The sequence below is a fragment of the Leptolyngbya sp. PL-A3 genome (assembly GCF_039962325.1).
Lineage (GTDB): Bacteria > Cyanobacteriota > Cyanobacteriia > Elainellales > Elainellaceae > Vacuolonema.
The window spans coordinates 95,366-110,554 of sequence record NZ_JAMPLB010000020.1 but is presented as its reverse complement, the minus strand read 5'-3'; the positions used below and the strand labels follow the sequence as shown (position 1 = coordinate 110,554).

At 50.8% G+C, this 15,189-nt stretch carries 11 protein-coding genes; 5 read left to right on the top strand and 6 right to left on the bottom strand.

The window, feature by feature from the left end; genetic code table 11:
- Nucleotides 1–6: 6 nt before the first annotated feature.
- Both cruG and cruF read right to left on the bottom strand, forming a co-directional pair.
- Nucleotides 7–1,224, bottom strand: coding sequence for a 2'-O-glycosyltransferase CruG (gene cruG / locus NDI52_RS16750; protein ID WP_190770559.1), 1,218 nt, complete (start codon nucleotides 1,222–1,224; stop codon nucleotides 7–9).
- A gap of 231 nt (nucleotides 1,225–1,455) precedes the next feature.
- A complete protein-coding gene (gene cruF, locus NDI52_RS16745; RefSeq protein WP_190770558.1) occupies nucleotides 1,456–2,391 on the bottom strand; it encodes a gamma-carotene 1'-hydroxylase CruF in 936 nt (311 codons plus the stop codon).
- Nucleotides 2,392–2,802: 411 nt separating this feature from the next.
- Between cruF and NDI52_RS16740 the strand changes: the two genes are divergently transcribed.
- Entirely contained in the window at nucleotides 2,803–3,990 is a 1,188-nt protein-coding gene (locus NDI52_RS16740) for a F420-0:Gamma-glutamyl ligase (protein ID WP_190770557.1), read from the top strand.
- A gap of 55 nt (nucleotides 3,991–4,045) precedes the next feature.
- Here the strand turns inward: NDI52_RS16740 and NDI52_RS16735 are convergent, their stop codons facing one another.
- Entirely contained in the window at nucleotides 4,046–4,930 is an 885-nt protein-coding gene (locus NDI52_RS16735) for an alpha/beta hydrolase (RefSeq protein WP_190770556.1), read from the bottom strand.
- 501 nt (nucleotides 4,931–5,431) lie between these two features.
- Between NDI52_RS16735 and NDI52_RS16730 the strand changes: the two genes are divergently transcribed.
- From NDI52_RS16730 to NDI52_RS16720, 3 genes are all read left to right on the top strand, one after another.
- On the top strand, nucleotides 5,432–6,019 hold the full coding sequence (locus NDI52_RS16730) for a hypothetical protein (RefSeq protein WP_190770555.1): 588 nt from the start codon (nucleotides 5,432–5,434) through the stop codon (nucleotides 6,017–6,019).
- A gap of 901 nt (nucleotides 6,020–6,920) precedes the next feature.
- Nucleotides 6,921–7,577 carry a sigma-70 family RNA polymerase sigma factor gene (locus NDI52_RS16725; protein ID WP_190770577.1) on the top strand — a complete coding sequence of 219 codons (657 nt, stop codon included), beginning with the start codon at nucleotides 6,921–6,923 and terminating at the stop codon, nucleotides 7,575–7,577.
- 265 nt (nucleotides 7,578–7,842) lie between these two features.
- A complete protein-coding gene (locus NDI52_RS16720; RefSeq protein WP_190770554.1) occupies nucleotides 7,843–8,376 on the top strand; it encodes a zf-HC2 domain-containing protein in 534 nt (177 codons plus the stop codon).
- Nucleotides 8,377–8,809: 433 nt separating this feature from the next.
- On the opposite strand, the gene NDI52_RS16715 is transcribed toward NDI52_RS16720, so the two are convergent.
- The 3 genes from NDI52_RS16715 to NDI52_RS16705 form a co-directional block, all read right to left on the bottom strand.
- Nucleotides 8,810–11,500 carry an ATP-binding protein gene (locus tag NDI52_RS16715; RefSeq protein WP_190770553.1) on the bottom strand — a complete coding sequence of 897 codons (2,691 nt, stop codon included), beginning with the start codon at nucleotides 11,498–11,500 and terminating at the stop codon, nucleotides 8,810–8,812.
- Between the two features lie 225 nt (nucleotides 11,501–11,725).
- Entirely contained in the window at nucleotides 11,726–12,451 is a 726-nt protein-coding gene (locus NDI52_RS16710; RefSeq protein WP_190770552.1) for a DUF3891 family protein, read from the bottom strand.
- Nucleotides 12,448–12,984 carry a GAF domain-containing protein gene (locus tag NDI52_RS16705; RefSeq protein WP_347280185.1) on the bottom strand — a complete coding sequence of 179 codons (537 nt, stop codon included), beginning with the start codon at nucleotides 12,982–12,984 and terminating at the stop codon, nucleotides 12,448–12,450. Before NDI52_RS16705 ends, NDI52_RS16710 begins: the two co-directional genes overlap by 4 nt.
- A gap of 203 nt (nucleotides 12,985–13,187) precedes the next feature.
- Here NDI52_RS16705 and menD point away from each other — a divergent pair, with 203 nt between their 5' ends.
- Nucleotides 13,188–14,921 carry a 2-succinyl-5-enolpyruvyl-6-hydroxy-3-cyclohexene-1-carboxylic-acid synthase gene (gene menD, locus NDI52_RS16700; protein ID WP_190770551.1) on the top strand — a complete coding sequence of 578 codons (1,734 nt, stop codon included), beginning with the start codon at nucleotides 13,188–13,190 and terminating at the stop codon, nucleotides 14,919–14,921.
- The last annotated feature ends 268 nt before the right edge of the window (nucleotides 14,922–15,189 follow it).

Below are 15,189 nucleotides of genomic sequence, written 5' to 3'. Positions count from 1 at the left end.
TCAAAATTATTCGGGGCGAGCGGGATAAACCCGTCCCCGCCAGCGAGTGGGGGTACGGACGGAGGATAGAAGAATCCGCAGCACCGCTAAGGGATCAGCCAGGGGCGACAGCCAGTAGGCCCAGAAGCCGGACGTCTGGGTGCGATCGTAGGCTGAAAGAATAGCTGTTAGCAAGGCAAAGCGGATACTAACCAGAGCGACATTCGTTCCGAGCGCAGCTGTAAGGACAGGTGTATGGACACCCGCGAACCAACAGGCTCCCAAAAGTGGTAACACCAACCAGGGTAAGCCTTGTACGGCTGCAAGAAATCCTAAGTCTCCCCATTTTTGACCGGGGGATGCGGCATCTTTGAGGTCAAGAGAACGGCCCCACTCGCGCCATACCTCCATTGCGCCTTCGTACATGCGTACTCGCAGCAGGTTAGCCCCATCCAGAAAGCCAACACGTGCTCCGTGACGGGCTGCGTTGCGGGCAAGGGTTACATCATCACAGAAGGAACGGCGGGCGCTGCTGTAACCGCCAAGGTCAGCGAGGAGCGATCGCCGCACCAAAAAGCATTGTCCATTCGCCATGACGCGCTCAGGGTTTGCAGCATCCGACCCTGCAGCCCCAAAGCGGTAGAGAAGGGTGATCAGCAAAGCGGGCTGTAACCACCATTCGGCAGCACCTTGCAGAATAAACTGTGGAGCCAGGGATACCAAGTCATACCCCCGCGTTTCCGCCATTTGCACCAGACTGGCAATGAGCCCCGGTTGTGGACGTGTGTCAGCATCAATACCCAAAACCCATTGGCTGGATTCGGCTGTGTTGAGAAATCCGTTGTGCAACGCCCAGGGACGACCAACCCAATCCGCAGGGAGGGGATCATCGGTCATGACGCGAAAGCGAGGATCCCGCTGCTGCATCGCTTTGACCTTGTCTACCGTGCCATCTTGAGAGCGGCTGTCTACGACAATGACTTCCCGCAGTTCGTAGTTCTGGCGGGTCAGACCGTCGAGGCAGGGCTGGATGCGATGCTCCTCATTCAGGGTAGGAACGATAACACTGACGGTGCCCAACAGGTCAGGGGTTGGGGCCGCAGGCGGAAGCGGAGGAAGGCGGCTAGCCCCCTGCAAGAGGCGTGAGAGCAAAATGGCGATCGCCGGAAGCTGCACTGCTAGGAGGAGGAGTGCGATCGCACTCGTCCAGAGTTGCAAGGAGTTGAAGGCAGCGGAGTAATCCACAGGTGACCTGACAGAAATTGAATAGAAATTGTTAGAAATTAATAGTTGTAGGGGCGAATAACCATTCGCCCCTACAAGCCTGCTGGATCAGAAGAAATTAAATTGCATCTGCTCGGTTTAATCGACTGACTGGTCAAAAGCGAATAACTCTTCAACCCAGTCAGACAATTGAACACTAAGGGCTTAGCCTGCTGTCGCTCAATCAAGAGCAATCTTCAATTTCCCCTACGACTACTTGGTGCCAACACCGACCGAGGCAGATAGTTTTGCTTTCTGGGCTGCTTCCTGAGAGAGTTCCACGGTAGTTGTTGAGAGGCGCAGAACAGGCTTTTGTCCGGCACGCCAGAAGAGGATGGCCGGAATGGTACCCGTTAGCATTCCCAGGGAGACCGGCACCCAAAAACCAGCTGCCAGGCTCATAACTGTTGCAAAGGCAATATTTCCCAGGTAGATAGCCAGAGGATAATTCAAATCGGTCTGGCGTACAGTCGGTACACGATTTCCCCAGGTGAGGCTGGCGATACTCATGAACACGACACCTGTGCCAAACCAACCCGCAAAGTTTTGATAGGGCATGCCGAAGAATGCACCGGGGGTGTGCCAGTACCAGAAGGGCATAGCGGTCTGGCTCATAGCAGGATCCAGCACAAAATCCCAGGAGGTGAGTAGAACGGAGCCGAGGGCGATCGCCCCTAACGTCCGCCAGGGTCGGCCAGGATTGTTTTCAACATCGGCTTCCAAACCCGCGCGTGCCAGCAAGTAAGCACACAGACCGAGGTAGTACCAGGAGAGCGGAATGGTAAAGGGCACCAGACCTGCAATTTTATAGCCCAGACCGCTGAGGTAGCTGTAGTCACCAAAGGGAAAACCTGTGCTGGTGCCCAGCAATTCACTGGTCAACGAAATACCTACCGAGGGAATCAAAAAGCCCAACCAACCTCGCAGGCCTAAAACCCGTAAGGCATACAGGGTAACGCCAATCGCCCCAAGCAAAATATAGATCACACCGCCGCCTGCCATACTCCAGGCGTACGCTGTCGGCCCAAAGGGCACATGCTGCAAAAACTCTGGATGGGGCATTACCAGCAACAACCCCGCCAACCCAAATGCCATGGCGAGGAGATGCCCCACCAAACAGGAACGCTCAACCATCTGCCATTTCTGCATGACCCACTCCATCCCTTCTGTCAGCAAAGATTATCGGGTTCTGATCACTCAAAACGTTACACCCAAACACAGCCACGTTCACATTACGAAAGCCAAACTGAGCGAACTCTGAAGCTTGATGCCACGGTGTGCTCTAACGGCCAACTCCCAAATTTGAATAAGACTGACTTAACAAATGTTAAAAATTGACCGTGACAGCATCCTACCTCAGAGTCATAAGGTTTGTAAATTTAGGGCGATCGCCGGATTTAAGATCCTTCTGTTGGGTTGCGGTCGTGCCCTTCCCCTGCTTCTATGAAGCTTGGAGCAGGCGTAGAGTTTTTAGAGGGTTATGACTCAGGCTCACGTTCTGTCCTATCCAGAATGGCTCTGGATTTTCAAATGCCCCTTGATGCTTAGGTTGGAGACACTGTGGTCGTAGGAAAAATCGTTGCTGGACTGGGAGCCCTGGCGTTGGTAGGGTGGGCTGCTATTGAGTGGCAATACCGTCGCCGCCCCGGCAATGCACTGGAATTGACCGCTGGGGACTGGAATGTAGAGATTTATGAGCCCAATCACTACCGTCTGGTAGGTGATCTGGAGCTGCGCAATCAGACGAAACGTCTGGAAATTATGGTGCCTGAGGTCGAGGCCGAAGCTACGCTCCTCTCGAAGGGGAGTCTGGAGGGTGTGACTCATCGCATTACGATTACTCCCAACCATGCGGATGCTCCGGCCCGGCCCGATGGCTATTGGTTCGGCTACATCGTCAAGGTTGGAAAGAGTACCCGGTTGACGGTTACCCTTGACATTGAAGGCTCCGACTTGAGCCAGCTCCAGGCGGCATGGTTACGGCTCCGCTATGTCACCTATGGCCCTCAAGGACGCATTCCCAAAAACCGCAACGTGGTGGTGCCTCTCAAATTCCCGGCTGTGGAAGACTCCAATCGCTGGCGGCCCACGGAGGATGCTGATTTACTGCCCATTCGCACTCACCTGCTGAGCCATCTGGATACTCCTGAGCAAGTGATGCAGCGCTATGTGGTGCCCCATTCCCAACCTGGGGATATTGTGGCGATCGCCGAAAGCCCTGTTGCCCTCATGCAAGGCCGGTTCCGCCACCCCAGCGAAGTGAAACCGGGTTGGCTGGCGCGTCGCATTTGCTATTACTTCCTGCCTACCTCCAGCCTGGCAACCGCATGCGGTATGCAGACCCTGGTCGATTTGGTGGGGCCATGGCGGGTGGCGTGGGCTTTTGGGGTGGGGGCGATCGCTAAAAAGTTCCTCCGCCAACCCGGTATGTTTTATCAATTGGCTGGAGAGCAGGCGCGGCTGATTGACGATGTGACCGGCACCCTGCCCCCCTACGACCAGTTCATTGTGCTTGGCCCTGAAAACCCTCAGGACGTTGTGGACAGTATCAAGCGTGAAACCGGTTTATCTGCGGCGATCGTGGATGTGAACGACCTGCGAGCCGTCAAAGTGCTGGCAGCTACCTCCGACGTATCGTTGCCTTTCCTGGAGCGAGCGCTGATCTCAAACCCGGCCGGGAACGCCGATGAACAAACCCCCATTGTGTTGATTCGGCCTACCGCAGCAAAAGGTGGCACGTCGAAATAATCCAATTCTGTTGGGAGCAAGCCGATCTAGCGTAGGGGCGTTGCATGCAACGCCCCTACAACTTATGGAGCCATCGACGCAGTAACCCTATCGTTACGGCAGGTAGTTCTAGCTGTGGGGTAAGGCCACAGTCTTCGACGACTTCGAAGGAGCGAATAGCCTGAGGGTTGAGAGTTGCCAGGCGACGGCCCAGTTCCAGGTCAGTGAATTGGGAATTGCTGCCCCAGATGATGGCGGTGGGGACTCGCAACTTGGGCATACACTCGGCCAGGTCAAAGCAGAGATCGCCCCGCACAAAGGAGAGGGCGCTGTACTCAGCGTTGGGCTGTTGAGCAGAGGCCAGGTATGCCTCGACGATCTCAGGGCTAATCCGGTTAGCACGGGCAAATTGCCGCTGTTCCAGGAAGGAGCGAATGCCAAAGGGAGTGGCCAGTACTGTGCTATACAGAAGTCGATCGAGTAAGGGTGTACTGATGAGTTGGGCGAAGGGACTGCGACGGTAATCTTCACCAAAGTCAGATAGCCCTGAGGGTGCAACCAGAAATAGCGAATGGAAGCGGTGCGGTTCGGCGATCGCCAGGCGAATGACCAGGGCTGCGGTGAGGGAGGAGGCGATCGCGGTAACGGGCGTTTCGCTCTGATCCAGCACTTCTGAGAGGGTAGTTAAGTAATCTTCCGCTTCATAGCGTCGGGGCAGGTGTTCTGATCGCCCCCAACCTAATAGGTCAAGAGCCAGAACTGAGTATTCCGGTACCAGAGCGGGATAGACACGAGCCCACTCGTAGGCAGAGGAACCTCCCCCAAACCCATGGAGGAAAAGGAGTGGAGGGCTTGCTATATTGCCTCCTGCGGTAGCAAGCGTTTGATCCGGCTCATAGCCTATGAGAGTACCGCGGGTTGTTGTAAATCGGCGGAGTCGGAAGCCGGAAGGATAAAACATAGCTTTGATTTCACAAGATAATTTTGATGATCAAAATCTGGACATCTATGGGGAGGGCGTTTAGAGTATGGTCATCTATAAAAAGGCATAAAAGTTTAAAAAACTTTCAGTATGGAGTGACATTGATAAAAAGGACGTGAAGTAGACTATTATCTCTATGAATTTTTCGTGAAAAAATTCTAGCTCTTTCACACCTCCCAAGGCTGGAACGATTGCAATGTCAGTATTTTAACGGTTTGTTCAAGGGGTTGGGAGCGATAGCGTGAATCCGGAGAGCTCGAAAAAATTCGCGATAATCCAATATAGGAGTCAGGAAACTACGCAGAAAAAGCAACTTGATTTAAAAAAACTTTAGATTTGGTGCGGAGCATACATACGGAAGACTGTATCCCTGGGTATCATGCCTCAGTAGCCCTCAATGAGCCATCTACCAAAGCCCATAGCGACGCAGATCCAATTGGCTATCCCTTTTGTAAACAGATGTGGAGATGACAAAGATCTATGACAGGGTTTAATCAAGCGCGGGGTGAACGCCGCCATTCCAATTCTTCATTTTCTCAGCCAGTCAATTTTGCTGAGGCTCGTGCCCGAGGGTTGGATGTCTCACTAGAGTCACCTTCTAGCGAAGCCAGAACGACCGAGGCGATCGCCGCTCGTACTCTAGGCCAGATACGTATCAATTTCGATCAATTACGGCCCTTCGAGGTGGTTGATCGGCAGTTTCAAAACCATGGGGTGACCTTTAAGAATGTGATCGCCCTGATTCCCTCTAATCCTGCCTTTCCGGCTCGTAATGGGCAAACGGTACTGATGGGCAGCCCGAAAAGTGGATTGGTAGAAGCCCAATTTGAACGTCCGGTCGAGTACGTGGCGGGTTTTGTGACAGCATCTTCCAGCGCGGTTATGGCAGCCTACGACGCTGACGGTAAACCTCTAGCTCAGGATAGGATTTCTGGGGCAAATCTAGCGGGTTCTGATTCTAAAATTGCACCTAATGCAGAATTGCGGGTTCGGGGTCAGAACATTCGCCGGGTTACATTTCAGGCGTTTGACGGTCAGCTTACCCTGGGTGAATTTTGCTTTGGGTAGTCGAAGCAGTTATCCAGTCCATTTTATTTATCAAAGCTTCAATCAAGGAGCGGCAGAGGCTGACTCCTTGGCCTTGTGAGATTAGAACTATAACTTTTTGGGCGATCGGGTATGGCCGACTGCAGCTGGCTAACCTGTTTCTTTAAGCATCTACTAACGTTTTTATACTCCCACTTAATTTTTAGGGAAATCAGAAGAGAGGTAGCGTCCCATGCTGCCTCTCTTTTGTTTGAGAGGTTAATCAGGGATGTAGGGCTTTATCCCTTATCCCACCCTTATAAACATCAAGTTTCTATGAAGCTATATCGAACAAAAAACCGGTATTACGATTTCAACCCTGTATAGGTAAGTGACAATTTACTCTTTTCTAGAAAACTGGGAACGGCAGGGGATTCAATGCTTCACCGCTGGATTTATTTGTAAATCAATTTTTACGAAAGTGGGGAACGGCGATCGCCAAAATATTAGGAAAAAAATGTGGAACAGCGGTGTAGCCTCTTTTCTGCCTTTCATCGCTACAGCTTTAAATACGCCTGAAGACAGAGGGCATTTTTTTTAAGTGTGTTAAGGCTTAACGAGAAGTTGCCTGACTAGAATCCATATTTTGTTTTTTATCTAGGGACGGTTGATGTGCAGCTAAAAAACCGTCCCACTCTTCAGACGCATTCCTTGATATCAAAGGATAAAGTAACCATGCCTCAAGTTTATAGTTCATCACTAAATGTGTGATTAGCTGTGCATCAATGCTGCAGCTTTCTTCTTAAGGGGTACTCTACTCGCCTACGAAGAGACGCGACTCTGGCTCTTCGCTGACCGCACGACACTCTTCCGCTTTCACAGGAACTTGCGAGTTATGGATGCGTCATCTGAAAATATCAACCCTCAATGCAAAGCACTGCCCATGACTGATTCTCTGTCTGCTCCCTGGTCTGCTGTTGTGGCAAAGGCTTCCCAGAAGAGAGTCCCGATTGAGCAGCTCTCAAACTACGACTTAATTCTGCGGTGCCAAACTGGGTTTCGCCCAGATAAAGCCGCCTTCGCGGAGTTGATTCGCCGCTACCAACCCCATGTAGATAAGGTTCTGTACCACCTGGCACCGGAATGGACGGATCGAGCCGACCTGGGTCAAGAGGTATGGATCCGGGTCTACCGCAACCTCAAGCGGCTACAGGAGCCCGCTAAGTTCCGTGGATGGTTAAGCCGTATTACTACCAACCTGTTCTATGACGAGCTGCGGAAACGGAAGCGCGTTGCTCCTCCCTTGTCGCTGGATGCTCCTCGGAGCCTGACGGATGGGGAAATGGAGTGGGAAATTCCTGCTGACAGCCCTGGCCCGTCTGAGGAACTGGTGACCCGCGAATTTTACGACCAGCTCCGTGAGGCGATCGCCGACTTGCCCGAAGCATTTCGTACCACTATTGTGTTGCGGGAGATTGAAGGCATGGCCTACGAAGAAATTGCCGAACTGACGGGAGTTTCCCTGGGAACGGTGAAGTCTCGTATCGCTCGTGCTCGCCAGCGGTTACAGTCTCAGCTACAAGCCTATCTCAACGATTAGGCCTTCTGATGGCTCATATTTCATTCCGGAGTGATAGCCCCTATCCAACACATCCTGGCACTCAGGCTGCATCATAACGATTGAGGGGTAACAGGACTGGATAGGATGGGAATTCTTAGTGTAGGCTCTTGAGTAAGTCGCGTATTGCTGGTCAATGACCCTACCCTAAACGATAACCCGATAACAAGAATCCTCCTTGGCGAGGTGTGATGACTGGTTCCGATTCGCTTGAATCCATTCTTTTGAACTGAACTAGAGGCGCATAATGAGTGCTGATTTTGACAATAAACAGTATGGTGGGCCAACCCAAGCCTCCGACGATCTGTCCTATTGTCTTCCAACGGACGTGACCCAAAATTTTAAGCGCGATCGCTTTGAACTGCTGAGTGCTTACCTGGATGGTGAAGTTACTGCTGCGGAGCGCCGCCAGGTAGAGCAATGGCTAGACAATGACCCAGTAATGCAGAAGTTGCATGATCGGTTGTTGTCACTGCGCCAAGGGATGCAGTATTTGTCAACGGCTCCCACTCCAATGAGCAATCCTGAAGCAACGGTGCAGCAGGTGATGCAGCGCTTAGAGCAGCGTCCCCGACGGTTGGCTGCGGTAGGTGGCTTAACGACGGTAGCGGCGGTGTTTTTGGGAGCTGTCTTGGTGCCTATGCTGCGAGTTCCTGCTCCGCAGTATGCTGAAACTCCTACCCCTGTGACTGATTCAGCCGGTCTGATGATTGCCTTGGATAGCCCTGTAATCGAAATTCCCCATGTGAACAAGAGCATCGCAAAAGACTTGAAGCAGTAAGTAGCGCTGCTCGATGATTTCGATTGCGGAAGAACAATAACGTGTCTAAGTTGGCAAGCCCATAACAAAGGCTTGCTTTTTTGTAAGTATTTACTCAATACATATTTACGGCGCTCAAACGCTTAAAACTTGGTTATTTTTGTGAAAGTCGCGCGGAGCGTAGCTCTCACAAAAAGGTTATTTATAGCAATGTGCAAGTGCGTTAAGTACAGCAACGGCAATGTGGGGCACTTCGTGCCCCACATTGCCATACTTAATTAATGTGCACAGCGCTATAACTTCAGTTCAGGATAAGCTGAAGCGCTTATTTTGACGTGCGCAAAGCGCACATCAAAACAAGCGTTTTCGAGTGCCACGCGTTGCGCGGCACTCGAAAACGCCCTTAACCCGAACTCAGGTTATTTAGGACATAAGAAGCTGACAAATAGAGAAATTAGCCGTGTTGTAATGTCTGATGGATAACCTGCAAAAGATCTTCCAGGTTGTACGGTTTTGGGAGAAACCTGGCAACATCTAAATCTTCACGAATGGATTGTTTAGAACCACTGACAACCACAATCTTAAGGTCTGGGTTGAGAATGTGCAGTACGCGTACCATGTCTTCGCCGTTCATCTCAGGCATCATCATGTCGGTCAGAACTAATTGAATTTCTGACTGATTTGCCATGTAGTTGTTAATAGCCTCGAATCCATTTCGGGCGGTGAGAACTCGGTAGTTGTAAGCTTCTAGCGATGTACGCAGCATTTCTAAGATACGCACTTCATCATCTACAACTAAAATCAGCTGACCTTGTCCAGTAATGCGTTTTTCTGGGGGCGTTGCGGTTGCTTCTTGTTCGGGATCAGCCGGTAAATAAAGATGGAATTGGGTACCAACGCCAACTTTGCTGGTTACTTGTATAAACCCTCCGTGGCTTCTAATAATACCCAAAGTCGTTGATAGACCTAAGCCTGTCCCCTGACCGACTTCTTTTGTTGTGAAGAAGGGCTCAAAAATATGGTTGAGCACGTCAGGTGCTATGCCCATTCCAGTGTCTGCTACGGTGATCATGACGTAGTTTCCCGCACGGGCATCTGGATATGCCTGAGCCTCTTGTTCACTCAGGATTTGGTTATTTGCGATGAGGGTCAATGTGCCCCCTTCAGGCATGGCGTCGCGAGCATTTACACATAGATTCATCAATACCTGGTGCAATTGGTTAGCGTCAGCATTGATCATCCACAGAGATGCCCCCGTTAATTTTAAGTTGAGGCGAATTGACTTTGGAAAGGTACTTTGCGCAATCCCCCAAATTTCGCTCAGGATGTGTTTTACTTGCACAGGCGATCGCTCTCCTGCTAACCCTCGGGAGAAGGAGAGAATTTGCTTAACTAACCGTCCTCCACGCCGTGCGCTGATATCCAAAGTATCGAGGAGCCGACTGGTAGACGGATCCAGCTCCGGAAACTTGATGGGAAGGATTTGGGTCGCGATAAGAATGGGCGACAGAATATTATTCAGGTCGTGGGCAATACCGCTGGCTAACATACCCAGGCTTTCTAGACGCTGGGTGCGAAGGAGCTGATTTTCCAGTTGTTTCTTCTCAGTAATGTCGGTGTCAACAACCAAAAAAGCTTTGGATTGTCCGTTGCTGTTTCGAACGAGCGTCCAGCGACTCTGTACAATTCGTTCTTGACCCGATTTTGTTAAGTTGCTGAGCTCGCCCTGCCATGCACCCTCAGCCAGAACCATCCGATTGGCTTGCTCTAAAGTTGGGGTTGCCCTATGCAGCAAATTTTGGGCACCTTGATAGCAAACTTCTGCCCTTGACCAACCATAAATTTGCTCAGCTCCCTTGTTCCAAAACTGGATTGTTCCGCTGAGGTCAAGCACCATGATGGCATCGGTAGCAATGTTTAACAGGGCTGCCTGTTCACGGATGGTGGCGGCGTCTTCCTCCTGACGTTTGATGTCGGCCTGTAACCGCTGGTTGGCTTCTAGAAGACTCTGTCGCTGCTGCTTTGAAGTTTCTACCAGGTCAGATAGCGAAGTAGACAGAAGTGCAATTTCATCTTGTCGACGAAAGCGTGGAATTGTTACGTCAGGATTGCCGCGTTGAATGGCATCGGCAGCAGCGGCCAGGCGTAGAATGGGGGCGACAATTCGGTGCGATCGCTGAACAGACCACAATGCCATCAGCAACCCAACCCCGATCCCTACAGCCAATACTTGCAGCTGCAGCATTCGGGCTGGAGCGAGGGCAATCTGCGTGGGTTGGCGTACATAAACCTGCCAGCCCAACCCCGGATAATCACCATAGCCCTGGCTCTGAACGGTGCTCTCTAGATAACCTTTTTGCCGAAATAGGCGCGTGTTTGTTTGGCTATCCGTGGCATTTGTCAAGGAGCCGATGTGGGTTGTAGTGCGATCGCCTTCAAACCCGGTTGGGTACAGCAGAATTTGATTGGTGTGATCGAGGATAAAAATTTCGACCTGCCGATGTTGCTCAATGGGAGCTAACAGCGACTGTTGAACTTCTTTGGCCCAATTCCAACTCAGGTGAGCGCCTAAAATTCCAACGGCTTGACCTTGAGGATCTTTTACGGGAACGGAGACATCAACGAAACGCAGAGGTTCATTGGTGGGGTTAGGTAAGAGCTTAGCCAGGAGCTTAGCTTCATGGACATCTCCAACATAGGGAGCCAATTTGGCCTGTTGAAACCAGGGTCGCTGGCTTACATCTTTGCCCTCAAGAAGCCCACCGGTACTGGCTGTCACAGTACCCTGAAGATCGGTCAGCCCAATCCAGGCATAGTTGGGATAGGTGGTTTGTAACGTTTCTAGTAGTTCTCGTTGTGTTGCTGGGGATGCTGTCTGGTAAATGGGGTCGAGGGTTGCGGCTACCTGAATATCGCGATAGCGTTCAAACATACCCCGATCCAATTTGTCAGCCATTTGATAGGCCAGTTCATGGAGCGATTGCTGAATAGTATTCTCTAGCTGGAGGCTGCTAACATAACCCACCAACAAGCTTAAAACGATGGAGAGTAAAAGAGTTGTACCTGTTGTTGCAAGCCCTAAACGTATCCCTAAATAACGACGTGGATCAAAGCGACTTAGCAGGCGCAGCAAAGAGAGTTCCATATTACTTTTATTAGCCACGAAGCAAAATTCGTGACCTAGAGGCGATCGTAGTGCCTCAATTCAGCCTTGCCTGACAGGGATACCTCTCTATATATAGCAGCCCTTGAAAAAGTTAAGCAAACTTGTGAATTGCGTGTGAAGGAAAGGGCACACAGTGCCCTTTCCTTCACACGCAATAACCAGGAGGGCAGGTGTGAAACACTTGCCCTATCCTATCAAATCTCCTCAAATCTCCTTGAACGTCCAGTTAAGTATCTTACGTGGTGCAGTTTTTAAGGCATGCTTCAATTCTTCGTTGCTATCAAATTTAATTTGAGATAGGCAACAGGCCTCTACGTTGACTGTAATCTTGGGCTCGTTAAAGGGCCAAGGTTTTACGGTTAGCTCATCACCTAGCTGAATAATGTAATAGCGAGTGTTGTCGGGACCGAGGGTAATTTCTAACTCCCGTTCCCCGGCAGGAATTTCCTGCTGACATAGGATCAAGGAAAGGCGATCGCACCACCGCATAAAGCGATAAGCCGACTGAGCTTCTTCTTCAGATAGACCGAGCTCTTCCCGCCACTGGGCCTGCCACTTTTCTTGTTCATCTAGAAAAGCCGCAATTTCAGGATCCTCATCGCGCATACCTTGGGTCAGGAAGCAGAGGTGCATTGAAATGAGGAGAGCAACCCACCGTCCCCGATAGAGAGAATCCTCAACATGGTGTCGCAGTTTTTCGACGGACGTTTCATGTTGCAGGGTAAAGTCTAAGGGAGCGCCTGCTGGGGTTAAGTGATTGCCTTCCCATTCCTTTTCCAGGTCATCGTGATGGGAAATAGCGGCGACGGTTTCGTAGATGCGCTGGGGTGTTTTTTGACGATTCCAGTTTCCGGCCAGTTGTGCAGCGAGTAAAGCGTGGGCTTGATGGTAAATAATTTCCCAGCCGTTTTCTTGAAGATTGACAATCATGGGGTAATCGTCTCAGTAACGTATTGAATAACGAGCGGTGTAAGGCGAGGGATCAAATAATTGATAATTTCGTGATCCGCTTCAGACCACTTGCGGGGATGTCCGAAAACACTGGGTTGAAGAACTCCCCACAATTGATTTTGATCACACAGGTGCGCGTGAATTAACGCTCGATGACCAAAGTTTTCCTGTTCAAATTGACGGTTTAAAACCGTTGCATCAGCCGCTTCAACATCCTCTACAAAAATGGAGGGACGAGCTTGAAGAGCGGCTGCAAACATTGGATCTTCTCCTGGCAATTCGGCAGGCTCAGCTTTCCACTCCGGATCCTGCACCAGGGGAATTTCTTCATGGCGTCGCCAACAAAAAGGGGAGCATCCTCGGCTTTCCTGAGGATGGCGAAGATAGAGGAAAACGCGATCGCACGCTAACTGTTTTCCTAACTCTGGCAGTACCGCCGAAAGAATGCTGGCTGCATCCGACTGATGCTGAAAAATATGCTCAAAATTTTGCAATGTTGATGGGGTAGCCACAGAATCAATACTCAACGAATGAAAACAGCCTCATGCGTAATCGTAAAGACTGAAAATTTCGAAAGCATTGACCTTTGGACAGACTCATATTGCCCCTTCCACCACACCCAACAGATAGACTGATATAGCGGCAATGCTGGTGTTTCTTGCCTGGCGGCAGGGGAAAGTGGGTTGCCAAGTGATGATAGGCTGTTGGACATTTTATGGATTTTCGGAATGTGAATATGGTTTGGGCCTCGGTGGTGGCAGAAACCCTCCATCACCTTGGGTTAGAGATGGCGGTCATTTGCCCAGGATCACGCTCAGCGCCGTTAGCGATCGCCTTTGCCCAACATCCTGCCATCCACTCCATTCCTGTATTGGATGAGCGATCGGCCGCTTTTTTTGCCCTGGGAAGAGCCCGTCGGACTGGCAAGCCTGTCGTTCTGATCTGCTCGTCTGGCACAGCAGGGGCTAACTTTTACCCAGCGGTTATTGAGGCGCGGGAGGGACGAGTGCCACTGCTGGTTCTAACGGGCGATCGCCCACCCGAATTAAGGGATTGCAATGCAGGACAAACCATTGATCAACAGAAATTGTTTGGACACTACCCCAATCGCTTTTATGATCTGGCCGTTCCCTCAGTAGAGCTAAGTATGCTGGCCTATCTGCGACAAACCATTCAGCAGGCGTGGGAGCAAACGCAGTATCCGGTGCCTGGCGCTGTTCATCTAAATTGTCCCTTCCGAGATCCGCTGGCTCCATTGCCGCAAGTCGAGGCTCAGCAGTTGGCCGAACACTTTAACGCTGAGGAATTTTTTGCTGGATTGGAGCCTTTAACACCATCCGTCTTTCCCGCTCCAGTTGCTCCTTTAAAACTTCCGACAACGGAACGGGGAATTATTGTGGCGGGGCCTGCTCAACCACTGTCACCTCAGCATTATGGGGAGGCGATCGCCCACCTTTCTAAAACCCTCGGGTTTCCTGTGCTGGCGGAGGGGTTATCGCCGCTGCGAAATTATGCGGATCTGAATCCTTATCTTATTTCAACCTATGATTTGATTTTGCGAAATTCTCAGGAGGCGGAAGCGCTTGCCCCAGAAGTCGTGATTCGGGTGGGGGAAACCCCTACGAGTAAGGTGTTGCGGGGATGGTTGCAAACGGTGCAGCCGTTTCAGTGGATGCTGGATGCGAGCGATCGCAATTTAGATCCATTGCACTTACGAACCCGTCACTTACGACAGTCCGTGGAACAGATCGCGGCACAGTTGCAGCAGGAGCCTTCACCGCCCAGTGCTTATTTGCAGCGTTGGAATGAAATGGAACTCCAGATGCGGCAGCGATTAGATACAACGTTGGAAGGAATGGATGACTGGCTTGAAGGAAAAGTGGCCTGGCTGTTGTCGCAATCATTGCCAGAAAAAACTCCACTATTTATCGCGAATAGTATGTCGGTGCGTTATGTGGAATGGTTTTGGCAACCGGGCCGTTCTTGTATCCAACCCTATTTCAACCGGGGAGCCAATGGCATCGATGGTACGTTATCGACTGCCTTGGGGATGGTGCAGGGCGATCGCCCTGGTGTTCTGCTGACCGGAGATTTGGCATTGTTGCATGACACCAATGGATTTCTATTGGGCCAGAAGTTAAACGGACATTTAACGATTGTGCTGATTAATAATCATGGGGGCGGGATTTTTGAAACACTCCCCATTTCTCATTTCAATCCTCCGTTTGAAGAGTATTTTGCAACTCCTCAGGAAATTGATTTTGAACAATTGGCGAATGTATACAAAGTTCAGTATGAAAAAATTCACTCCTGGGCCCATTTAAAGACTTGCTTAAGAACTTTACCGCTCCAGGGGATTCGTGTCCTTGAAGTGAAATGCGATCGCAAAAGGGATGCTCAATGGTTGCGTTCCCACCTGAACTTTATAGGCGATGCCTCATTATGCTAGAAGGCTTCGACCTGAGGTCGCCATCTAATTCTTGTGTGGGGTGCAAAGCACCCCACACAAGAATTAGATGGCGACCTCAGCATACTAGTACGCTGAGGCAGAAATCCATCACCTATGTTTTGTGTGGGGTGCTTCGCACCCCACACAAAACATAGGTTGCGAACTTAGGCCGCAGCCTACTAGAAGCTTAAAGTATCAATAAACTTGCGGATTCTCACGTTGACGAAGAATTACCTTCAGCGACAGACTCGTCGATAGTTTTTCAAGC